Annotated in this window: 23 protein-coding genes; 17 read left to right on the forward strand and 6 right to left on the reverse strand. The window is 65.6% G+C overall.

Going from position 1 to position 21,810, the window contains the following annotated elements; all coding sequences use genetic code 11:
* Window positions 1-822 carry a prephenate dehydratase gene (gene pheA, locus TNMX_RS05755; RefSeq protein WP_038030286.1) on the forward strand — a complete coding sequence of 274 codons (822 nt, stop codon included), beginning with the start codon at window positions 1-3 and terminating at the stop codon, window positions 820-822.
* On the opposite strand, the gene TNMX_RS05760 is transcribed toward pheA, so the two are convergent.
* Together TNMX_RS05760 and TNMX_RS05765 are read right to left on the reverse strand one after the other, a co-directional pair.
* Entirely contained in the window at window positions 819-1,451 is a 633-nt protein-coding gene (locus TNMX_RS05760; RefSeq protein WP_015717684.1) for a CBS and ACT domain-containing protein, read from the reverse strand. The genes pheA and TNMX_RS05760 overlap by 4 nt on opposite strands.
* Window positions 1,452-1,540: 89 nt before the next feature.
* Window positions 1,541-1,975, reverse strand: a complete 435-nt coding sequence (locus TNMX_RS05765; protein WP_015717685.1) for a hypothetical protein — start codon at window positions 1,973-1,975, stop codon at window positions 1,541-1,543.
* 97 nt (window positions 1,976-2,072) lie between these two features.
* Between TNMX_RS05765 and TNMX_RS05770 the strand changes: the two genes are divergently transcribed.
* The 7 genes from TNMX_RS05770 (at window position 2,073) to TNMX_RS05800 (ending at window position 9,630) form a co-directional block, all read left to right on the forward strand.
* Entirely contained in the window at window positions 2,073-2,564 is a 492-nt protein-coding gene (locus TNMX_RS05770) for an OmpH family outer membrane protein (protein WP_015717686.1), read from the forward strand.
* A gap of 79 nt (window positions 2,565-2,643) precedes the next feature.
* Complete coding sequence (locus TNMX_RS05775; RefSeq protein WP_038030288.1) at window positions 2,644-5,247, forward strand: DNA translocase FtsK; 2,604 nt, start codon at window positions 2,644-2,646, stop codon at window positions 5,245-5,247.
* A 22-nt stretch (window positions 5,248-5,269) separates the two neighbouring features.
* Window positions 5,270-5,671: an S-adenosylmethionine decarboxylase gene (gene speD / locus TNMX_RS05780; RefSeq protein ID WP_038030290.1), complete on the forward strand. Its 402-nt coding sequence runs from the start codon at window positions 5,270-5,272 to the stop codon at window positions 5,669-5,671.
* A gap of 4 nt (window positions 5,672-5,675) precedes the next feature.
* Window positions 5,676-6,620 (forward strand): polyamine aminopropyltransferase, encoded by a 945-nt coding sequence (speE, locus tag TNMX_RS05785; protein WP_038030292.1) that lies wholly within the window; start codon window positions 5,676-5,678, stop codon window positions 6,618-6,620.
* 48 nt (window positions 6,621-6,668) lie between these two features.
* Window positions 6,669-7,304 carry a DsbA family protein gene (locus tag TNMX_RS05790; RefSeq protein WP_038030294.1) on the forward strand — a complete coding sequence of 212 codons (636 nt, stop codon included), beginning with the start codon at window positions 6,669-6,671 and terminating at the stop codon, window positions 7,302-7,304.
* Window positions 7,305-7,373: 69 nt separating this feature from the next.
* Window positions 7,374-8,909 carry a cation:proton antiporter family protein gene (locus tag TNMX_RS05795; protein WP_038030296.1) on the forward strand — a complete coding sequence of 512 codons (1,536 nt, stop codon included), beginning with the start codon at window positions 7,374-7,376 and terminating at the stop codon, window positions 8,907-8,909.
* Window positions 8,896-9,630: a YebC/PmpR family DNA-binding transcriptional regulator gene (locus TNMX_RS05800; RefSeq protein WP_038030297.1), complete on the forward strand. Its 735-nt coding sequence runs from the start codon at window positions 8,896-8,898 to the stop codon at window positions 9,628-9,630. The genes TNMX_RS05795 and TNMX_RS05800 overlap by 14 nt, the downstream gene beginning before the upstream one ends.
* Before the next feature lie 96 nt (window positions 9,631-9,726).
* Here TNMX_RS05800 and secA read toward each other — a convergent pair whose 3' ends face one another.
* The 4 genes from secA to TNMX_RS05820 are packed head-to-tail and all read right to left on the reverse strand — an operon-like array spanning window position 9,727 to window position 14,369.
* Window positions 9,727-12,723, reverse strand: a complete 2,997-nt coding sequence (gene secA, locus TNMX_RS05805) for a preprotein translocase subunit SecA (RefSeq protein ID WP_038030298.1) — start codon at window positions 12,721-12,723, stop codon at window positions 9,727-9,729.
* 38 nt (window positions 12,724-12,761) lie between these two features.
* Window positions 12,762-13,733 (reverse strand): tRNA (adenosine(37)-N6)-threonylcarbamoyltransferase complex transferase subunit TsaD, encoded by a 972-nt coding sequence (tsaD, locus tag TNMX_RS05810; RefSeq protein ID WP_038030299.1) that lies wholly within the window; start codon window positions 13,731-13,733, stop codon window positions 12,762-12,764.
* Window positions 13,734-13,735: 2 nt separating this feature from the next.
* A complete protein-coding gene (locus tag TNMX_RS12385; RefSeq protein WP_084221133.1) occupies window positions 13,736-14,116 on the reverse strand; it encodes a type II toxin-antitoxin system VapC family toxin in 381 nt (126 codons plus the stop codon).
* Window positions 14,082-14,369: a ribbon-helix-helix domain-containing protein gene (locus TNMX_RS05820; protein WP_015717696.1), complete on the reverse strand. Its 288-nt coding sequence runs from the start codon at window positions 14,367-14,369 to the stop codon at window positions 14,082-14,084. The genes TNMX_RS12385 and TNMX_RS05820 overlap by 35 nt, the downstream gene beginning before the upstream one ends.
* Window positions 14,370-14,426: 57 nt before the next feature.
* Here TNMX_RS05820 and TNMX_RS05825 point away from each other — a divergent pair, with 57 nt between their 5' ends.
* From TNMX_RS05825 to TNMX_RS05865, 9 genes are all read left to right on the forward strand, one after another.
* Entirely contained in the window at window positions 14,427-15,758 is a 1,332-nt protein-coding gene (locus TNMX_RS05825) for a VWA domain-containing protein (RefSeq protein WP_038030300.1), read from the forward strand.
* Between the two features lie 7 nt (window positions 15,759-15,765).
* Window positions 15,766-16,191: a DUF1999 family protein gene (locus TNMX_RS05830; RefSeq protein ID WP_015717698.1), complete on the forward strand. Its 426-nt coding sequence runs from the start codon at window positions 15,766-15,768 to the stop codon at window positions 16,189-16,191.
* A 5-nt stretch (window positions 16,192-16,196) separates the two neighbouring features.
* Complete coding sequence (locus TNMX_RS05835; RefSeq protein ID WP_015717699.1) at window positions 16,197-16,406, forward strand: hypothetical protein; 210 nt, start codon at window positions 16,197-16,199, stop codon at window positions 16,404-16,406.
* 84 nt (window positions 16,407-16,490) lie between these two features.
* Window positions 16,491-17,648 (forward strand): acyl-CoA dehydrogenase family protein, encoded by a 1,158-nt coding sequence (locus TNMX_RS05840; RefSeq protein ID WP_028493846.1) that lies wholly within the window; start codon window positions 16,491-16,493, stop codon window positions 17,646-17,648.
* Window positions 17,649-17,651: 3 nt separating this feature from the next.
* Window positions 17,652-18,551, forward strand: a complete 900-nt coding sequence (holA, locus tag TNMX_RS05845; RefSeq protein WP_038030302.1) for a DNA polymerase III subunit delta — start codon at window positions 17,652-17,654, stop codon at window positions 18,549-18,551.
* A gap of 78 nt (window positions 18,552-18,629) precedes the next feature.
* Complete coding sequence (locus tag TNMX_RS05850) at window positions 18,630-20,024, forward strand: TldD/PmbA family protein (protein ID WP_038030303.1); 1,395 nt, start codon at window positions 18,630-18,632, stop codon at window positions 20,022-20,024.
* The gene (locus TNMX_RS05855; RefSeq protein ID WP_038030304.1) at window positions 20,021-21,331 is read left to right on the forward strand and encodes a TldD/PmbA family protein; all 1,311 of its coding nucleotides are present in this window, start codon (window positions 20,021-20,023) and stop codon (window positions 21,329-21,331) included. Before TNMX_RS05850 ends, TNMX_RS05855 begins: the two co-directional genes overlap by 4 nt.
* A 43-nt stretch (window positions 21,332-21,374) precedes the next feature.
* The gene (locus TNMX_RS05860; protein WP_008632194.1) at window positions 21,375-21,629 is read left to right on the forward strand and encodes an AbrB/MazE/SpoVT family DNA-binding domain-containing protein; all 255 of its coding nucleotides are present in this window, start codon (window positions 21,375-21,377) and stop codon (window positions 21,627-21,629) included.
* Window positions 21,626-21,810: PIN domain-containing protein (locus tag TNMX_RS05865; protein ID WP_038030305.1), on the forward strand; the 185-nt coding region annotated here is incomplete at its 3' end. The genes TNMX_RS05860 and TNMX_RS05865, both read left to right, overlap by 4 nt.

Genomic DNA, 21,810 nt, shown 5'->3' on the forward strand with positions numbered 1-21,810 from the left:
ATGAGGATCGCCTTCCAGGGAACGGAAGGAGCCTATAGCGAGGAGGCCCTGCTCAGGAACTTCCCCGGCTCCACCCCCATAGGCTTTCCCACCTTCCACCAGGTCTTCGAGGCGGTGGAAGCAGGCGAAGCGCATCTCGGGGTGGTGCCCGTGGAGAACACCACCGCAGGCAGCATCAACCAGACCTACGACCTGCTTCTGGAAAGCGACCTCCACGTGGTGGGGGAGATCATCCACCGGGTGGAGCACTGCCTCCTCGCTCCCGAGGGCACCGAGCTCAAAGACCTCAAGGCGGTCAAAAGCCACCCCCAGGCCCTGGCCCAGTGCGACGGCTTCCTGGCCCGCATGCGCCTTACTCCCATCCCGGTTTTTGATACGGCAGGGGCAGCCCGGTCCCTGTCGGAGAACCCCGAGCCCGGGGTGGGGGCCATCGCCAGCCGGCGGGCCGCGGAGCTTTACGGCCTAAAGGTGCTGGCGGAAAACATTGAGGATTACCCCCACAACTACACCCGGTTCTTCGTTATTGGGCGGGAGGAAGCCCCTAAGGGGGAAGGCCCCCACAAGACCAGCATCGTCTTCGCCGTGCGCCACCGGCCCGGAGGGCTTCTGGAGGCTCTTTCCGTGTTCGCCGAGGCCGGGGTGAACCTCACCAAGCTGGAGTCCCGGCCCAGGCGCGATAAGCCCTTCAGCTACCTCTTCTACCTGGACCTCGAGGGCCACCTGGAAGACCCCGGGCCCGCCCAGGCCCTTCTGGGCCTTCTCAGGCGGGCCGCCTTCCTCAAGGTCCTGGGCTCCTATCCCGCCTACCGGAACGGAGCCTAACCGGGGCGTACGTCCACCACCCGCTCCCCGGCGGCCCGAAGCCGGTCAGGGACACCCTCCACATCCTCCCCCACCACCCTCAGGACCAGGCGCTGGTACCCGTTCAAATGGGCAGCGGTGGCGATGGACACGATGTTGGCCGGGGGAACCGCCCGGGCCATCTGGGCCAGGGCCCCGGGCACATCCGGGATGTCCACGGTGATGCGCAAGCCCCCCATCTTAAGCCCCAACACCTCAATAAAGGCCCTCAGGACATCGGTCACGGTGATGATGCCCACCAGTTTCTCCCCGTCCATCACCGGAAGGCCGCCGATCTTCTTCTCCTCCATCAAAAGGGCTGCCTTCTCCAGGGGTGCGTCGGCCTCCACGGTGATCACGGGCTTGGCCATGACTTCCTGCACCGTGAGCCTGGAGAGAAGGTAGTTCATCTCCCACACGGAGAGGGTGGTGGCCTTGGAGGGCATGGCGTCCTTGAGGTCCTTGTCGGTGACCAGCCCAACGAGCTTCCCGTCCTTCACCACCGGTAAGCGCCGGAAACCCTTGTTCTTCAAAAGGTTGATGGCCTCCAGCACCGGGGTATCCGGGGCCACGGTGAGGGGGTCCTTGGTCATCCAGTCCCTGACCAGCATGGCTTCACCTCCGGTTCTCAGTCTACCCAGGGTTGGTAGGAAAAATGTCCCCCGTCCAGGAAGCCTGGACGGGGAAGCCGGGTCCTCACCTAGCGCAGATTGGCCCCGAGCACCGTCCGCGGGAAGCGTCCTCCTCCAAAGGCGTAGAAATACTCCCCGTCGAGGAAGATCCCCGTGCGGGCGTCCAGGAGGAACTCCACCCCTAAGGAGAGATGAATCCCCACCTCACCCGGGCCGGCAAAGTAGCCGGCAAGCCCCCCGCCAAAATAGGGACGTATCCCCCTGAGGTCCCTATCCCACTGGCCCAGGTCGGGCTTGAACAGCACCTCGCCCGCCGCCAGGAAACTGGGTCCGCCGGGAAAGAGGTCCACGAATCCCCGGAAGGCCAGGTTGCGCTCCAGGGGCGCCTCGAGGCCCAGTCCCAGCCCCGCCGGGGGCAGGGATAGGCGGAAGGACACCGCCCGCTGGGCAAAAGCCCCCGTGCCCAAGGTCAACAACGCCAACATCCAGAGCACCGTGCGCATAATCCACCTCCTTCATGCATGGTACCCCCACCTGGGGCAAAGCGATAGAGAGGCTTCTCTCACGCACCCTTCACCCTAAGGCCTTAGGCTTTCTCCTATGAAGCGCTTTCCCCTAGCAGCCCTCCTATTGGCCCTTGGCGCCCTCCTCACCCCCATGCTGGCCCAGAACAAGAACGTGGCCACCCGGCTGGGGTTCGTGGATGCGGATGCTCTGGTGCAGGCCCACCCCGACTACAAGAAGGTGCAGGACCTCCAGGCCCAGGCCCGCAAGGAGCTGGCTCCCCTGGAGGAGAAACTCAAGCCCCTGGACCAAAAGATCCGTTCGGGACAGGCCACGGCCAAGGAACGCCAGGACTACGAGGCCCTCCTCAAGACCTACCAGGACACCCTGAAGAAATGGCAGGACCGGCAGAATCCGGTGCTTAAGCCCATCCTGGAGGAGGTGGACCAGGCCATCGCCAAGGTGGCCAAGGCCCAGGGCTTCGCCGTGGTCATGAGCCGCCAGGTGGCGGCCCAGTCGGGGCTGGTGGTCTACGCCGACGAGGACACCGACCTCACCCAGGCGGTGATTAAGGAGCTGAAGAAGTAGCCCCTTAACCTCAGGCCCGGGGGAGGTATGCCCCGGGCTTCCCTTTTCCCTTCCATGCCGCCAGGTTATAATCCTTCCGATGGCGAAGCGGAAACCGGCTAGGCCCAGCCGAAACCGCGACCTCGAGGCCCTGGGTACCGTGGCCTTGGGGGCGGGGGTCTTCTTCGCCGCTCCCCTTCTACCCTTGCCCACAGGGGCCTTCGGGTCCTTCCTCCGGGAAACCTTCTACCAGGCGCTGGGCCTACCCGCCTACCTCCTTCCGCCAAGCCTTTTCCTCCTGGGGGCCTTCCTCTTCCGGAACAAACCCCTAAAGCCTCTTCTTCGCCACCTTCTTTTCCTTTACCTCCTGGCCTTCGCCCTCCTTCCCCTCCTGGGGCAACCCCTTTCGGGCCGGATGGGCGAGGAAGTGCGCTCCTTCCTGGAAGCCAAGGCAGGGGCCTTGGGCTTCCTCCTTCCCCCCATCCTGGCCTCCTTGGTCCTGGACCTCTGGCGGCGAAAACCTCCTTTTCACCTCCTCCTCACCGGCCTGCACCTGGGGGTGGAGGGCGTGCGCCGGATCCGCCACCGCCTGAAAGCCCTTCTTCTCAGGCAAAGGATCGGCTTCCTCGCCCGCCTTTACCCTGAACACACCGCCCTAAAGGCCCTGGCGCAGAACCTCTCCCCTGCGGAACTCCCGGGGGTGGAAAAGGCTTTAAGGGAGTTCCTGAAGGAACGGGCCGTCGAGCTGAAGCGGCAGATGGAAGAGGACCAAAGGCCCCTGGAACCCCGGCTCCAAGCCCTCCTCCAAGGCTTGAAAACCCCTGTGCCGGGGGAAGGTCCCCTGCGGGATGCCCTGGAGGAACGGCGGGCAGCCCTTCACCTCGAGGCCCAGGCCCTTTTATCCCGCTTGAAAGCCCTTCTCACCTTTCCCGCACCCAAGCCCAGCGTGGGAGGCCTGGTCCAGGGCCTAAGGCTTCGGGAAGAGCGCCAGGCCCGCTGGGAGGAGCTTTCCGGTCTGGTCCAGGACCTCGAGGGGCGCTACGAGGAGCTTTCCTCTTGGCTATCCTTCCTCTCCCGGCATCCCGAGGCCCAGGCCGAGGGGCTTAGGGCCCTCCTCACGGGGAATCCCCCGCCCACCGTTTCTCCCCCACCCCCTGCCCCTGAGCCGGAACCCTTTGACCTGGACCTGGTCTTCCCCGAACCCTCCCCAGCCCAGGTCCAGCCGGACCCTCCTTCACCACCCCGCTCCCGTCCCCAGAGCACGGCCCTGGCCCTCCCCACCCCGGACCTCCTGGACCCCCCGGAGCCCAAGGGAACCGCCCGGGGCCTGGAGGAGGAGGTGGAAAGGCTAAAGCGCACCATCGCCGACACCCTCAAGCACTTCGGGGTGCAGGCGGAGGTGGTGGGCCATGCCCGCGGCCCCTCCGTGATCCGCTACGAGCTTCTGCCTGCCCCCGGGGAGAAGATTAGCCGCATCCAGAGCCTGCAAAACGACCTGGCCCGGGCCCTGGCGGTGGGGGCGGTGCGCATCGAAGCCCCTATTCCCGGGAAGAACACCGTGGGCCTCGAGGTGCCAAACCCCAAAAGGGAGCTGGTGCGCTTTTCCGAGGCGGTCCTCTCCCCTGCCTTCCAAAACGCCAAGGCCCTTCTGCCCCTGGTCCTCGGCAAGAGCATCGAGGGGGAGATCTGGGTGAGGGACCTCGCCAAAATGCCCCACCTCCTCATCGCCGGCTCCACGGGAAGCGGCAAGAGCGTGGCCATCAACGTCCTTATCGCAAGCCTCCTCTTTAAACACCTCCCCACCTCCTTGCGCTTCCTCCTCATCGACCCCAAGATGGTGGAGCTCACCCCCTACGAGGGCATCCCCCACCTGGTGCGCCCTGTGGTCACCAGCCCCGAGGAAGCCGCCGGGGTCCTGCAAGGAGCGGTGGCCCACATGGAACGGCGCTACCGGCTCCTAAGCGGGGTGGGGGCCAGGAACCTGGAACAGTACAACGCCAAGATGGAAAAGGAAGGCGGGGAAACCCTTCCCTACCTGATCATCGTGGTGGACGAGCTGGCCGACCTGATGATGACCGCCCCCAAGGAGGTGGAATCCGCCATTCTGCGCCTGGCCCAGATGGCCCGGGCCACGGGCATGCACCTCATCCTGGCCACCCAGCGGCCCAGCGTGGACATCCTCACCTCCCTCATCAAGGTGAACATCCCCGCCCGCCTGGCCTTTGCCGTGTCCAGCGGCTTCGATTCCCGCACCATCCTGGACACCCAGGGAGCGGAAAAGCTCATCGGCCAGGGGGATGCCCTCTTCTACCAGCCCGGGCTCACCAAGCCCGTGCGCCTGCAGGTACCCTACCTCTCCGAGGAGGAAGTAGGGCGCCTGGCCGGCTTCCTCAGGGGCCAGAGTTACGAGGACCGCTTCGCCGAGGCCTACGGCCAGGACTTTGAGCCCCCCAAGGGGCCGGAGGGCGCGGGCCCCGGCGAGGTGGACTTCTCGGATCCCCTTCTCAAGAAGGCGGCGGAGATCGTGGTGGAGGAGGGCTACGGCTCCGTAAGCCGCCTGCAGCGCCGCCTTTCCATCGGCCACGCCCGGGCCGGGAAGCTGATGGATGCCCTCGAGGCCATGGGAATCGTGGGCCCTTCCAAGGGTTCCAAGCCCCGGGAGGTCCTCATCAGCAAAGAACAGCTCAAGGACTTCTTCGGGTAAAGGTGTGCTATCATGGCCCTTTGTGGAAACGGTGCCGGGCGGGCGCTGGGTGGCGGAAATCTACGGTTGCGACCTGGATGTCTTGGAAAACCCCAAGATGGTGGAGGCAGCCCTCCTGGACGCGGTGATGCGCCTGGGGGCACCCAGGGGCTCGGCCCAGTCGGTGGTGTACAAGTTTCATCCCCAGGGGCTCTCGGCGGCGGTGGTGAGCCCGGTGGCCGCGGTGATGATCCACACCTGGCCCGAGGACAACGCCTCCGCCACCCTGGACCTCTACTTCTACCGGGATGGAGTGGACCCCGAGGAGGTCCTGAAGGGGCTCTCCCGGGCCTTCGGGGCCAAGGAGGAATCGGCCTTCCGCTACTGGCGGGGAACGGAACACGCCATCAAGCGCCGGGCCTTTGGCGGCCAGCAAGGAGGTTGAAGCTATGGACTACGGCATGTACTTTTTTGAGCACATCACCCCTTACGAAACCATGGTGCGGCGCATGGAAAGGGTGATCGCCTCCGGCCGCACCAAGTACCAGGACTACTTTCTCTTTGAAACCAAGGGCTTCGGCAAGGTGCTGGTCCTGGACAAGGACGTGCAGAGCACGGAAAGGGACGAGTACGTCTACCACGAAACCCTGGTCCACCCGGCCATGCTCTCCCATCCCGAGCCCAGGACCGTGCTCATCGTGGGAGGCGGGGAAGGGGCCACCCTGAGGGAGGTGCTCAAGCACCCCACCGTGGAACGGGCGGTGATGGTGGACATCGACGGGGAGCTGGTGGAGGTGGCCAAGCGCCACATGCCCGAATGGCACCAGGGAGCCTTCGAGGATCCCCGGACGGTCCTGATCATCGACGACGCCCGGGCTTACCTGGAGCGCACCCAGGACACGTACGATGTCATCATCATCGACCTCACGGACCCCGTGGGGGAGGACAACCCCGCAAGGCTTCTCTACACGGTGGAGTTTTACCGCCTGGTGAAGGCCCACCTGAACCCGGGCGGGATCATGGGCATGCAGGCGGGGATGATCATGCTCACCCACCACCGCGTGCATCCCGTGGTGCACCGCACGGTGCGGGAGGCTTTCCGCTACGTGCGGAGCTACAAGAACCACATCCCCGGCTTCTTCCTGAACTTTGGCTTCCTCCTGGCCTCGGATGCCTTTGACCCCGCGGCCTTCTCCGAAGGGGTCATCGAGGCCCGCATCCGGGAGCGGCAGCTGGCTTTAAGGCACCTTTCCGCCCCCTACCTCGAGGCCATGTTCGTCCTGCCCAAGGACATCCAGGAGGCGGTGGAAACGGAAACCATGGTATCCACCGATGCGAACCCCTTCTACCTCACCCCGGAGGGCGAGGCCCGCCAGTCCCCCTACCGGGGCTAAGGGGGCCTCTCTCAGGGTTTCTCACCGGGAGCGTGGTAGAGTAAACCCATGCAGCGCGCTATAGTTCTCGTAGTGGTGGCCCTGGCCCTTCTCGGCTTGGGCTGGATCCTTTGGGGTCCCAAGGGGAAAGCCGGGCTGGACCCCGCCCAAGGTGCCCGCTTTGCCCTGGGCGACCCCAACGCCCCCGTGGTGGTGGTGGACTTTTCCAACTACCTCTGCCCCCACTGCCAGAACCACGCTTTAAACGTCCTTCCCCGACTTAAAGCCGAGTACATCGACACCGGTAAGGTGCGCTACCTCTTCCGCGACTTCCCCTTCCCCGGCCAGGCCAACGTGATCCGGGCCAGCGAGGCCGCCGCCTGCGCCGCCGACCAAGGGCGCTACTACGAGTACCACGAGGTCCTCTTCCGGGCTAGCTCCAGCTGGGCAAACCTCCAGGGGAGCGTGCTGGACCGCTACTTGGTGGACCTGGCAGGGCAGATGGGGCTGGACGAGAACACCTTTAGCCAGTGCCTTTCCTCCAATAAGCACCGCGAGGGGGTCCTGGCCGACCAGAAGCTGGCCTCGGACCTGGGCCTCACCGGTACCCCCACCTTCTTCATCGCAGGGGAAAAGCGCACGGGCTTCCTACCCTACGAGGAGTGGAAGACCCTCTTGGACAAGGCCCTGGCAGAAAAGAAGTAATCCTTTCGGTGTAGGGACAAGGGGGGGTACACCCCCCTTGTCCCATGCTGGTCTGCTACCCTGGAAGCCATGGAAGCCCTCTGGGTGGCTGCTGCCTTTACCCTGGGCCTCTTGGCCAGCCGCCTGGGGCTTCCTCCCCTGGTGGGCTATCTGGGGGCGGGCTTCGCCCTGCACGGCTTGGGCCTAAGGGAGACGGAATTCCTGCACCGCGCGGCGGAGATCGGGGTGCTCCTTCTCCTTTTCACCGTGGGGTTAAAGCTCCGCTTTCAAGACCTCCTCGAGCCCCGCATCCTGGGAGTGGGCGGCCTCCACCTCCTGCTTTTCGCCCTGCTCGCCTTCCTCCTCGTGGGAAACCTTCCCCTGGCCATCGCCCTGGCCTTTTCCAGCACCGTCCTTGTGGTGAAGGTCCTCGAAGACAAGAAGGAACTCACCACGTACCATGGCCGCCTCAGCGTGGGCATCCTGGTCCTGCAGGACCTGGTGGCGGTGGGCCTTATCACCCTGTATGGCGAGAATCAAATAAGCCCCTGGGTAGGGCTGGTTCTCCTCCTGCCCCTTCTCAGGTTTGCCGTGGCCTGGCTTCTGGAAAAAAGCGGCCACGACGAGCTACTCGTGCTCTTCGGCCTGGGCCTTGCCCTACTGGGAGGCGAGGGCTTCCGCCAGATGGGGCTATCCCCGGAACTGGGAGCCTTAATCATGGGCATCCTCCTCTCGGGCCACGAAAAGGGAGGGGAGATGGCCAAGGGGCTTTGGAGCCTCAAGGAAGCCTTTCTGGTGGCCTTTTTCCTGGATATCGGCCTCAGGGAAGGGCTACAGGGCGTGGAACTCGGGGTGGTCCTGTCCCTTCTCCTCCTGGCCTTGGTCAAGACCCCTCTCTTCTTCGCCCTGTTTCTCCTCTTCGGGCTTCGGGCCCGCACCGCCTTCGTGAGCGGCATGTACCTGGGCAACTACTCGGAGTTTGCCCTCATCGTGGGGGTCGTGCTGGAACGGGCGGGGCTTCTCCCCCATAGCCTTTCCACCCTGGCCCTCCTGGTGGCCCTTTCCATGGCGATTTCCGCACCCCTAGCCCGGTACAGCCATAGCCTTTACAAACGCCTCGAGGCCCGCCTCCTTCCCCTGGAGCGCCAGGGGCGCCACCCCGACCAGGAACCCGAGAGCCTGGATGGGTCCACGGTGCTCATCGTGGGCATGGGGCGCACCGGGGGAGCCGTCTACCGCATCCTGGAGGCCAAGGGGGAGCGCCCGGTGGGCCTGGACGCCGACCCCGAAAAGGTGGCCCGCCACCAGGCCAAGGGGCGGCGGGTCCTCTACGGGGATGCGGAGGACCCCGAGCTTTGGGAGCGCCTGGACCTTACAGGGCTTAAGGCAGTGGTCCTGGCCCTGCCGGACCTCGAGGCCAAGGTCCTCGCCGCCCGCTGGCTGAAGGAGCGGGGCTTTAAGGGGATCCTGGCCGCCACCAGCTTCCACCTGGAGGAAGACCCCATCCTGGAAGCCGCCGGGGTGAGCCTTCTCTTCCACCCCTTCCGGGAGGCCGGGGAACGCCTGGCGGAGAAGGTGCTGGAAAGGCTGGCTATAATGGGTGAGGTGAGCCATGGCCGGTCATAGCAAGTGGGCACAGATCAAGCGCAAAAAAGCCGCCAACGACCTCAAACGCGGCAAGATCATCTCCAAGCACCTACGGGCCATCCAGGCGGCTGCCCGGGCGGGGGGAAGCCCCTACCCCGAGGCCAACGTCCAGCTTCGCAACGCCATTGAAGCCGCCCGCGCCGACGATGTCCCCATGGAAAACATCGAGCGCCTCCTGCAGAAGCTGCAAGGGGGAGGGGAAGGAGCCGAGCAGTACGAGGAGATCATCTACGAGGGCTACGCCCCGGGCGGGGTGGCCCTTCTGGTCTACGCCCTCACGGAAAACCGCAACCGCACCGCCGGGGAGGTGCGCCACGTCTTCAACAAGTACGGCGGCTCCCTGGGGGCCACGGGCAGCGTGGCCTGGCAGTTTGAGCGCAAAGGCGTGATCGTCTGCCACAACTCCGAGGCCGCTCAGGAGGCGGCCATAGAGCTTGGAGCCCTGGACCTCGAGGAGGAAGGGGAAAGCCTCACCATCTACACCGATCCCGCCGAGGCCTACCGCATGGCCGAGGAACTTAAAAGGCGGGGCATCCCCGTGGAGGCGGTGGAGGTGGTGCAGCATCCCCAGAACACCGTGGCCCTGCCTCCCGAGGAGGCCGCCAAGGTGATGCGCCTGGTGGAGGCTTTGGAGGACCTGGACGACGTGCAACACGTCTACACCAACCTGGACCCCACCAGCTTACAGGTGGAGGCCTAGTACCACCCCACCTTGGCTTTCGCCAAGGTGGGGAACCCGGTAAGTCCCTTCCGGCCAAGTTCTGGAACGCCCCGGGAAAGCTCACGGGAAAGGGCCCTACTCCTTCTTGCGCTTCCTCTCCTCCCGCATGAGCCTTCGGCGCTCAGCCCGGGAAAGGCCGGGCTGGGGCGGTGGGGTGGTGGGGCGCTTCTTCTCCACGCCGAAGGGCCGGGCCTCCTCCTGGGGAGCGGGCACGGGCACGTAAGGAGCCTCCCGCACCGGGCGCACCGGCTCCGCCTCCACCTTGAGGCGGAAGAGGAACTTGGCCACCTCCCCCTTGATGAAGCCCACCATGTCGTTGAACAGCCGGGTGGCCTCGATCTTGTACTCCTGGAAGGGGTCCTTCTGACCATAGCCCCGCAGGAAGATACCCTGGCGGAGCACATCCAGGTTATGGAGATGCTCCTTCCAGGCGGAGTCCACCACGTTGAGGATCACGAAGCGCTCCACCGCCCGCATCAGGGGAGGGGAAAGCTCCTGCTCCCTGGCCTCGTAGGCCTTCAAGGCCGCCTCCACCAGGCGCTCCACGCCTTCTTCGGGCTTTAAGGTGCGAAGCTCCTCAAAGGGGAAGTCCGCAAGCTGGGGCACGGTGTCCAGGAGGGTGGTCTTCAGGGCATCCAGGTCCCAGTCCTCGGGGTGCACCTGGGGGTTCAGGATGTTTTCCGCAATCCCCGCCACCGTTTCCTCCACCATGCCCAAGGCCGCCTCCTTCACCTCCTCATCCGTACCCAGAAGGATCAGGCGGCGCTGGGCGTAGATGACCTCCCGCTGGCGGGCCATCACGTCGTCAAACTGCAAAAGCTGCTTGCGGATGGCGAAGTTGCGGTCCTCCACCCGCTTCTGGGCCCGCTCGATGGAACGGGTCACCATGGGATGTTCGATGGGCTCAGAGTCGTCAAACCCCATGCGGTCCAGCATGGCGATGACCCGGTCTGAGGCGAAAAGGCGCATGAGGTCGTCGTCAAAGCTCACGTAGAAGCGGCTTCCCCCCGGGTCCCCCTGGCGCCCGGCCCGGCCCCGAAGCTGGTTGTCGATGCGGCGGGACTCGTGCCGCTCGGTGCCCAGGATGAAAAGCCCTCCCAGTTGCCGCACCCGTTCCTCGTCCGCCTTGCACTCCTCCCGGATCTGGCGGATCTTTTCCTGAAGCTCTTCCTTGATGCCCAGCTCCTGGGCCAGGGCCCGGGCCTCCTCCTCCTGGCCCGCCACCATCTTCTTGATGAAGAGCTCCACCTTCCACTCGTACCGGTCAAAGCCCTCCTTCTCCAATAGGGCTGCCGCCAGGTACTCGGGGTTCCCCCCCAGCTTGATGTCCGTGCCCCGGCCCGCCATGTTGGTGGCGATGGTGACCGTCTTGCTCCGGCCCGCCTGGGCCACGATCTCCGCCTCCTTGGCGTGGTGCTTGGCGTTCAGGACCTGGTGGGGAATGCCCTGGCGCAGGATGCCCAGGGTATGCACCGCCCGCTTTAAACCCTCCCAGGCAGCGCGCAGGTTGCCCTTCGGGGGAATGAGGCCCTCAAAGGCTGCAAGATCCTCATCCTTAAGCTGGGTAGGCTTTTCCAGAAGCTTCCTTAGGCGCTCCCACTCCTCCCCCTGCTGCTTCTGGCTGGCCTTCTTGAAAAGCTCCAGGCGCATCTCCAGCCGGGGCAGATAGAGGCGGGGCTCCTTGAGCATCTGGGAAAGCCTTTCGGACTTCTCGATGCTGATGGTGCCCACCAGGACCGGCTGGCCCCGTTCGTACTTCTCGGCGATCTCCTCCACCACCGCATAGAACTTGCCCTTTTCCGTCCGGTAGACCACGTCGGGGAAGTCCTGCCGGATCATGGGGCGATTGGTGGGCACCACCACCACGTCCATGCCGTAGATCTCCTGGAACTCCTTCTCCTCGGTCTTGGCGGTGCCGGTCATCCCGGCCCGCTTCTCGTAGAGGCGGAAGAAGTTCTGGTAGGTGATGGTGGCCAGGGTCTGGTTCTCCCGCTCAATCTTGACCCCCTCCTTGGCCTCAATGGCCTGGTGGAGGCCTTCCCCGTAGCGCCGCCCTGGCATCAGGCGGCCCGTGAACTCGTCCACGATGATGACCTGGCCATCCTGGACGATGTAGTCCCGGTCCCGGTGGTAGAGCTCCTTGGCCCGGATGGCCTGGATGAGCATGTGGGCGAGCTCCATGTTCTCGGGGCTGAAAAGCCCCTCCACCCCAAGGAGTTTTTCCGCCTTGGCAATGCCCTGGAGGGTGAGGTGCACGGAGCGGTTCTTCTCCTCAATGGTGTAGTCCCCCGTGGGCTCCTTGCGCACCCCGGGCTCCGGGGGAAGGCCTCGCTCCAGCTTCTTGGCGATCTCCGCCATCTTGTAGTAGAGGTCCGTGGCCTTCTCCGCTGGGCCGGAGATGATCAAAGGGGTGCGGGCCTCGTCGATGAGGATGGAGTCCACCTCGTCGATGATGGCGTAGTGCAAGGGGGTGTCGTGGCGAAGCACCAGCTGGTCCGGGCTGATGGCCATGTTGTCCCGGAGGTAGTCAAAGCCCAGCTCGGAGTTGGTCACGTAGGTGACGTCGGCCAGGTAGGCCTTGCGGCGCTCCTCGGGGGTGGAGCTGTGCTGGATGACCCCCACCGTGAGGCCCAGGCCCCGGTACACGGGCCCCATCCACTCGGCGTCGCGGCGGGCCAGGTAGTCGTTCACCGTGACCACGTGGACACCCTTACTCCTTAGGGCGTTCAGGGCCACAGCCAAGGTGGCCACCAGGGTCTTGCCCTCCCCGGTCTTCATCTCCGCGATCTTGCCCTCGTGGAGCACCGCCCCGCCGATGAGCTGCACATCAAAGTGGCGCATGCCCAAATAGCGCTTGGCGGACTCGCGGGTCAAGGCGAAGGCCATGGGGAGAAGCTCCTCGAGGCTCGCTCCCCTCTCGTGCTTCTCCTTGAGCTCCGCGTAGGCCGCGGCCAGGTCAGCGATCTTCTCCACCTCCGGCTCCAGCCGGTTGGTGGGCTCCACCACTTGCTTGTAGTAGCGGGCAATCTCCCGCTCGTTGTTGTCGAAAAGCTTCCGTATGAGGCCCAGCATCCTAAGGCCGATTGTACCCCTACAGGATGAGAAAGCCTTCAGGCCTCCTCGAGGGGCCAGTAGGCGGTGGCCCCAAGGGACAGGGGGCTAGGGGGAAAGCCTGCTTGGTAACGGCGCCAGGCGGCCAAGGCCACCATGGCCCCGTTGTCCTGGGAAAGGCCCCTGGGGGGGAAGTACACGGTAAGCCCCGCCTCCTGGAAGCGAGCCTGCAAGGCCCGGTTGGCGGCCACCCCTCCCGCCACCAGAAGCACCCGGTGGCCCGTGTCCTGGGCAGCCCGGATGACCACCTGGGCCAGGTGCTCCACCGCCGCCTCCTGAAACCCCCTGGCCAAGGCCGGGGCGGGATGCCCGGCCTCCACCAGCTGCACCGCCTTGGTCTTGAGGCCGGAGAAGCTGAACTCGTACCCCTTCTGGTCCTTGAGGGGGACGGGGAAGGGCACCTTCTCCCTGGCCTCCTGGGCCAGGCGCTCGATCTCGGGTCCCCCGGGAAAGCCCAGGCCGAGAAGCCTCGCCACCTTGTCAAAGGCCTCCCCGGCGGCATCATCCCGGGTAGCCCCGAGAAGCCGGTAGCGGCCCAGGGCCTCCACCGCGAAAAGGTGGGTGTGCCCACCCGAGGCCACCAGGGCCAAGAAAGGGGGGCTCAGGCCAGGAGGCCAGGCGGCGGCGATGTGGGCCTCGAGGTGATGGATGGCATAGAAGGGCTTCCTCAAGGCCCAGGCCAGGCCCTTGGCGAAGGTGTACCCCACCAGCAGGGCCCCGATGAGCCCAGGGCCACGGGTGGCCGCCACCAAGGAAAGATCCTTGGGCCCTATCCCTGCCTCGGCCAGGGCCTTTTCCGCAAGGGGGCGGATGACCTTCAGGTGCTCCCGGCTGGCCAGCTCGGGCACCACCCCGCCGAAAGCCTGGTGCAGGGCCACCTGGCTGGCCACCAGGTTCACCACCACCTCCCCGTCCTTCACCAGGCCTACCCCCGTGTCGTCGCAGGAGGTGTCAATGCCCAAAATCCACATGGCTATCCTTCCCTCGGATCCAGCACCGGGCCCGGGTAATGGCGGGTATTGGAACTGACCAAGGTGAGGCCGTGCACCTCCGCCGCTGCCCATTGCAACAGGTCCACTAAAGGAAGCCGGGCTCCCTGGACCTTCCTCTCCCAAAAAAGCCTTGCAGCCCGCTCGGCTACCGCGAAGTCTAAAGGTGCGAAACCCAGCTCCCGGAGAAAGCGGCGCTGGGCCTCCAATCCCCTCTCCGGAACGCCTGCCAACACCTCCGCCACCGTAATGGGCGTAACCCACAGGGTTGCCCCCTGGGCCAGACTCCCCCGCACCCAGGCCACCACCCGGGGATGGCCCCGGAAGAGATCAATGATCACCGTGCTGTCCAGGAGATAACGCATCCAAACGGGCCTCCGCTTCCCCCCTCAAAGTCCGGACATAGCCCACCACATCCTCCGGCGTGGCCCAGTGGGGAGCCTCCTCAAAACCCACGGAACCCGCCACCTCCTCCACCAGGGAGAGAAGCCGCACCCGCCTGAGGTAGTCTTCCAGGGCCTCCGCCACCACCTCGCTTCGGGAACGCCCCTTCCGCTCCTCGTCCAGGCGCTTTACAAGCTCTTCCGGAAGCCTCAAGTGCACCAGCACCCCGGGCACGGTATCACCTCCTGTTACTCTAGCAGATACCCTCAAGAAGGGACTAGGCTAAGGACAATGCTCTGGCTCCTCCTTCCGGTGCTCCTCCTCGTCTACCTCCTTTACCGGGCGAGGAGGCCCAAGGTGCGCCCCTGGGCCGGGGTATGGCTTTGGCAGAGGGGCAGGAAGAAGCGCTTTCGGCCCCGGCTGGACTTAAGGCTTTTCCTCCTTCTCCTGGCGGCCGCCTTGATGGTCTTGGCCCTCGAGGATCCCCCCTTGGGGCCCTCCCCCATGATCTTCGTGGTGGACGCCTCCGCCAGTATGGCCACTCGGGAAGGAGCCAAGACCCGTCTGGACCTGGCCAAGGAAAGGCTTCTCCCCCTTTTGGAAAGAACCCCGGAGGCCGTCTTGGTGCAGGCTGGGGAAAAGCCGGAAGCCTATGGCCCTGCCCCCGGCATCGCCCTGAGGACCCGACTCCTGGCGCTGGAGCCAAGGGACCGTGAGGCCCGGCTGGAGGAGGCCATCGCCCTAGGGCGGAGGCTTCTAAAGGCTCCGGTACTGGTGGCGAGCGACGGCCCCCCGCCCCCTGGGGCGGAGGGGTACATCGGGGTGGGAAGCCCCAGGGAGAACCTGGGGATCGTGGCCGTGGCCCAGGGGTTTTTGGCCTTAGGGAATAGCGCAAGCCGGACCCTTGTCGCCCGGGTGGAGGTGGGGGGCAGGGTGGAGGAGGTGCGGGTTCCGGCCCGGGGCTTCGCCCGGCTGGAGAACCTTCCCCCCACCTTTACCGCCCGGCTCCTGAATGGAGGTGCCCTGGACCTGGACGACGAGGCGGGCTTCGGCCTAAAGCGGCTTGGGGTGGACTACCCCAAGGCCCCCGCCTTGGAAAGGCTCTTCCTCCTCCTGGGGGCGGTTCCCGGGGAGGAGGTGCGGGTGCGCATCGGGGTACCCCAGGGGCTTCCCGATAGGCCAACCCTCTACCTGGCCCCTTCCGGGGGAAACCCTACCCCGGTTCTCCTCGCTACGCCTCACCCCCTCCTGGAAGGAGTGGCCCTTTTGGGGGAGCGCCTGCCCCCTCCTCCCCCGCCCCCCAGTTCCTGGCGGCCCCTGGCGGAAGGGGAGGATGGGGTGGGCCTCGTCTACTTCACGGAAGGAGGGCTTTACCTGCCCCCCTTGGCCGCCATCCAGGAGCGCCCCTTCTTCCCCCTCCTGGTCTACAACTTCCTCAAACCCTACCGGGAGGTGCGCACGGGCCTCCTTTCCCCTGTGGAAACCCTCCTCCCCACCCCCGGGCCCAGCTTTCTTCCTCCAAGCCAGGGAGGGGCGGGCCGGTTCCTCGCCCTCCTCGCCGCCTTGGTGCTCCTCCTCGAGGCCCTACTCTTCCGCCCCAAACCCCGGGCCCAGGAAGCATAATGGGCCCATGCGCTTCCGTCCTTTCACCGAGCTGGATCTGCACCTCCTCAACCGGGTGGCGGGAAGCCGGCCCTTGAGCCTGGGTGCCGTGCGCTTTTTCGCCCGCACCGGCCACTCCTTCCTGGCGGAAGAGGGGGAGGAGCCCATGGGCTTCGCCCTGGCCCAGGCGGTGTGGCAGGGGGAGGCCACCACGGTCCTCGTCACCCGGGTGGAGGGCAGGAACCAGGCCGTTTTGGAGGGCCTCCTGGCCGCCGTGGTGAAAAGCGCCTACGACGCTGGGGTCTACGAGGTGGCCCTACACCTGGACCCCACACGGGAGGACCTTCAGGCGGCCTTACAGGCCCAGGGATTTGCCATCGGACCCTTGGTCCTGGCGGTGAGGGTCCTGGGAAGCCGGGGACAGAGGGGAGAAACCCGGGGCGTCCTAGAATAGAGACCATGAACCGGGTTCTCATCGGCATCCGGGGAGAGCCTACCCCCGAGGGGATGGAGCGGATCCTTAAGGCGCTACGGGACCTCGAGGGCACCTCCCAGGTCCAGGCCACCGGCCCCGCCCAGGTCCTGGTGGAGTACGACCCCCAGGTCCTGACGGTGATGGACCTCCTCCGCACCATCCGGGAGCAGGGCTTTTTGGCGGGAATGCTCTGATACCACCCCACCTTGGCTTTCGCCGAGGTGCCATGAGGAGCTATTCCCCCTCCTCTTCCGGTAAACTGCCCCTCGAGGTGCCCCATGCTGGACTTCTACGCCCTAGAAGACCTCCTCACCCCGGAGGAGAAGGAGATCCAAAAGGCCGCCCGCCGCTTCCTGGAAAAGGAGGCCCTGCCCTATATCCGGGACTGGTGGGAGGAAGGGGTCTTCCCCACCCACCTCATACCCCGGTTCGCGGAGCTGGGCTTCCTAGGCCCCACCCTGCCCCCGGAGTACGGAGGAGCAGGAGTTTCCAGCGCCGCCTACGGGCTCATCGCCTACGAGCTGGAACGGGTGGACTCGGGGCTTAGGAGCTTTGTGAGCGTGCAAAGCTCCCTGGTCATGTACCCCATCTACGCCTTTGGCAGCGAGGAGCAGAAGCGGGAGTTCCTGCCCAAGCTGGCCCGGGGGGAGATGGTGGGCTGCTTCGGCCTCACCGAACCCGATGGGGGGTCGGACCCCTACGGCAACATGAAGACCAAAGCCCGCCTCGAGGGGGATACCTGGGTCCTGAACGGCACCAAGATGTGGATCACCAACGGCAACCTGGCCCATATCGCCATCATCTGGGCCAAGGACGAGGAGGGGCGGGTTCTGGGCTTCATCGTTCCCACCGACACCCCAGGCTTCCAGGCCCGGGAGGTGAAGCACAAGATGAGCCTGAGGGCCTCGGTGACCAGCGAGCTGGTGCTGGAGGAGGTGAGAGTGCCCGAGGCCCTGCGCCTGCCCAAGGCCGAGGGCCTCAAGGCCCCCCTTTCCTGCCTCACCCAGGCTCGCTTCGGCATCGCCTGGGGGGTTCTGGGAGCCTTGGAGGCGGTGTACACCGAGGCGGTGGAGTTCGCCAAAAGCCGGAGCACCTTCGGCGAGCCCATCGCCAAAAAGCAGCTGGTGCAGGCCAAGCTGGCGGAGATGCTGGCCGATCACACGGAGGGGCTGCTTCTCGCCTGGCGCCTGGCCCGGCTAAAGGACGAGGGGAAGCTCAAGCCCGCCCAGGTTTCCCTGGCCAAGCGGCAGAACGTGTGGAAGGCTCTGAAGGCCGCCCGCCTAGCCCGGGACATCCTGGGGGGAAGCGGCATCACCCTGGAGTACCACGCCATCCGCCACATGCTCAACCTAGAAACCGTCTACACCTACGAGGGCACCCACGACATCCACACTCTGGTCCTGGGGCGGGAGGCCACGGGGCTGAGCGCCTTCTAAAGCATGGTCATCGCCTTCACAGGGGATCCCTTTCTGGCCAAGGAGGCCCTCCTCCAGGAGGCCTCCCTTCGGGGCCTCACCCACTTCACCGAACCCACCCCGGAAGCCCTGGCGGAGGCCCTAAGCCCCGGGCTTTTCGGGCAAGCCGGGGCCATGCTGGACCTGAGGGAGGTGAGCGATGGGGAGTGGAAGGCGTTAAAGCCCCTTCTGGAAAACGTCCCCGAGGAGGTGGCCGTGCTTATCCTTGACCCCAAGCCCACCACCGCCCGGGCCGCCTTCTACCGCACCCGGGAGCGGCGGGACTTCCCCACCCCGAAGGGCAAGGACCTCGTCCGCCACCTGGAAAACCGGGCCAAGCGGCTGGGGTTCAGGCTACCCGCCGGCATCGCCCAGTACCTGGCTTCCCTGGAAGGGGACCTCGAGGCCCTGGAACGGGAGCTGGAGAAGCTCGCCCTTCTCCCACCTCCCCTCACCCTGGAGAAGGTGGAACGGGTGGTGGCCCTGAAGCCCCCCGTAAGCGGGTTTGACCTGGTGCGGGCGGTTTTGGAAGGGGAGGCCAAGGCCGCCTTCCGCCACCTAAGGCGGCTAAGGGAGGAGGGCGAGGAGCCCCTAAGGCTCCTCGGGGCCTTCGCCTGGCAGTTTTCTCTTCTGGCCAGGGCCTGGATGCTTCTCAAGGAAAACCCCAGGCCCACGGAAGCCGACCTCGCCCGCCTCGAGGCCCATCCCTACGCGGCCAAAAGGGCGCTGGAGCTGGCTCGAGGCCTCTCCAAGGAAGCCCTCGAGACCAGCCTGGACGCCTTGATCCAGGCGGAGCGCCGGGCCAAGGAGGGCAAGGATCCCTGGCTGGCCCTGGAAAGGGCGGTCTACACCCTCCTCCACCTCACCCCGGCAGAACCTGCGTGAGACTCCCCAAAGGAGTCCTCCAGGGAATTCTTCCCTAAGGAGTTGACCCGCGGGTCAGTCCTGGGTTAGCCTCCTTCCATGCTAAGCCCAGATCTGGTGGAAACCCTCCTGCGGCAAGCCCTAAAGGGCGGGGCCGACTTCGCCGAGATCTACGCGGAGCGCTCCCGGAGGCGGCGCATGATCGTGCGTTCGGGCCGCCTGGAGGAGGCCATCTCCGGCCTGGACTACGGGGCGGGCCTCCGCCTCTTCTTCGGCACCGAGGTGGTCTACGCCTATACCAACCAGCTCACCCGCGAGGGCCTTCTGGAAGCCCTGGAAACCCTCCTCCGGGCCAAGGGAGCCCTGGGACAGGTGGACGAGCGGGGTGCCGGGGGCCTGGACTTCCGCAAGACTTTGCCCAAGGGCCTTCACACCCCTAGCACGCCCTACGGGGAAAAGGACAAGCGCTACCGTCTGGAAAGGCTTCTGGAGGCGGAGGCCGGCGCCAGGATCGCCCCGGAGATCAGGCAGGTGGAGGCCAGCCTCCAGGAATGGGAGCAGGAGGTCCTGATCGCCAACACCGAGGGCACGTGGGCCGAGGAAAAGAGGGTCCGCACCCGGCTTTTCGTGCTGGCGGTGGCCCAAGACGGCACGGAGGTGCAAACGGGGTACGCGGCCCCCGGCAAGAGTGTGGGGCTGGAACTCTTCGACCTCTTCCCCCCCAAGGAGGTGGGGGCCAAGGCCGCCCGCCAGGCCCTCACCAACCTGCGAGCCAAGCCCGCCCCCGCCGGGACCATGCCCGTGGTGGTGGGAAACGCCTTCGGCGGGGTTATCTTCCACGAGGCCCTGGGGCATCTTTTGGAAACCACCAGTGTGGCCAAAAAGGCCAGCGTCCTGGCCGATAGGCTTGGAGAGGAGGTGGCAAGCCCCGCGGTGACCTACATCGACGACGGCACCCTCCCCCACGCCTGGGGTTCCACGGAGGTGGACGACGAGGGCCGCCCCACGGAGCGCACGGTGCTCATCGAAAGGGGCATCCTCAAAAGCTACATGGTGGACCGCCTGGGCCACCTTCTCACCGGCTACCCCATGACCGGCTCGGGCCGCAGGCAGGACTACACCTTCGCCCCCACCTCGAGGATGCGCAACACCTTCATCGCCCCGGGGGACAAGGAGGTGGAAGACCTCATCGCCAGCGTGGAGTTCGGCCTCTACGCCAAGGAGTTGGGAGGCGGACAGGTGAAGCCGGGCTCGGGGGAGTACAACTTCGCCGTGCAGGAGGGATACATCATCCGCCACGGGCGCCTGGAAGAACCCGTGCGCGGGGCCATGCTGGTGGGCAAGGGGCCGGAGACCATCAGGAAGGTGGTGGCCGTGGCCAAGGACTGGGAAAACGCCCCCGGGATGTGCGGGAGCCTCTCGGGAATGGTGCCCGTGGAGGTGGGCCAGCCCCATGTGCTGGTCTCGGAAATCGTGGTGGGAGGTAGGGCATGACGCTGGAGGAAGCCAAGCGGTACCTGTTAAGACGGGCGAAGGAACTGGGCCTCGAGGCGGAAGTCCTCTTCCAGGAGGAGCGGGAGCTTTCCTTAAGGGCCCGGCAAGGTACCCTGGAGGAGATCAAGGAGGCCCGCCAGGGGGGAATCGGCCTCAGGGTGGTGGTCCAAGGCCAAGTGGGCTACGCCTACACGGAAGAGCTTTCCCCGGAAGCTTTAGAGTGGGCCCTATCGGAGGCCAGGGATAACGCCCTTCTTGCGGGAAAGGAAGGCTTCATCCCCCCAGGCCAGGCTTTGGGAAGCCACGACCTTCTGGGGGAGGGCCTTTCTGCTCCCCTGGAAGCCAAGAAGCAAAGCGCCCTGGAACTGGAAAGGGCCTTGCGGGACGACCCCCGCACCCGAAGCGTCCTCATGGGGGGCTACATGGAAAAGGAGGTCCGGATGGCCCTCTCCAGCACCTTAGGGGCCGAGGGTGCCCTCCGCACCGGACTCGCTGGGCTGGGGGGTAGCCTGGTGATGGGGGATGGCCCAAGCCTCAAGCAAGGCTGGGACTTCAAGCTGGCCAAGGAGTTTCACCTCCTGGACCCCGGCCGCACCGCTTTGGAAATCCGGGAGAAAACCGCCAGGCACTTAAACGCCAGGCCCCTCCCCACCGGCCGCTACCGGGCCTACCTGGAGCCCAAGGCTATGGCAGAGCTTCTCCTGGTGCTTTCCCGCTCCCTTTCCGCCAAAAGCGCCCTCGAGGGCAAAAGCCGCCTCCTGAACCGCTTAGGGGAACGGATCGCCTCGGAGTGGGTCACCCTGGTGGACGACCCCACCCTGGAAAAGGGCCTGGTTTCCCGTCCTTTTGACGCCGAAGGCACCCCGGCCCGGCGCACGGTGGTGGTGGAGAAGGGGGTATTCAAAACCTTCCTCCACAACGCAGAAACCGCCAGGGCCTTGGGCCAGGAGAACACCGGCCACGCCTTCCGCACCTACCGCGGAATCCTGGACGTGGCTCCCACCAACCTCTACCTGGAACCCGTGGGCAACCTGCGCCTGGAAAAGGGGGTCCTGATAACCGAGTTCATGGGCCTCCACGCCGGGGCGAACCCGGTGAGCCTGGACTTCTCTCTCCAGGCCCTAGGGCTTTGGGTGGAGGAGGGGGAGGTGCGGCACGCGGTGGAGAACTTCGCCGTCTCCGGGAACCTCCTGGAGCTTCTCCAGGGGGTGGAGGCGGTGGGGGACGACCTGGACTGGACCCTCCTGGACGCCGCCTACGGTAGCCCCACGGTGGCGGTGGCGGAGCTCTCCTTTGCCGGGGCATAGGGTAAAGCAAAATACGCTTAGTGGTTTTTGCTAAGCTAAAGGCATGGCCACGGTCACCATCAGCCCCAAATACCAGATCACCCTTCCCGCCGAGGTTCGGCAGGCTTTGGGGCTCCATCCCGGGGAAAAGCTCCTGGTGGAAGTGGTGGAAGGAGAAATCCGCTTACGCCCTTGGCGCCCACCGGTGCGGCAGCTTTTGCAGGAACTTCTCGAGGCCTATCCCGATGAGGCCGAAGCCCTGCAAAAGACCACAGGGCACGATGCCGTGGGCTATATTCGGAAACTGCGTAAGGGATGACCAGCCTGGACACCAACGTCATCCTTTCTGCCCTGGACCCCAAGGATGCCCAACATGAGAAGGCCATCGCCTTGCTGGATGGGCTATCCCGGCAAGCCCTTTTTGTCAGCCCTCCGGTCTACGCTGAACTGCGGGCCGGACCCGGTTGGTCCTTAGTAGAGGCTTTCCTTGACCAGTTCAG

It is taken from the genome of Thermus sp. NMX2.A1 (genome assembly GCF_000511705.1).
GTDB lineage: Bacteria > Deinococcota > Deinococci > Deinococcales > Thermaceae > Thermus > Thermus scotoductus.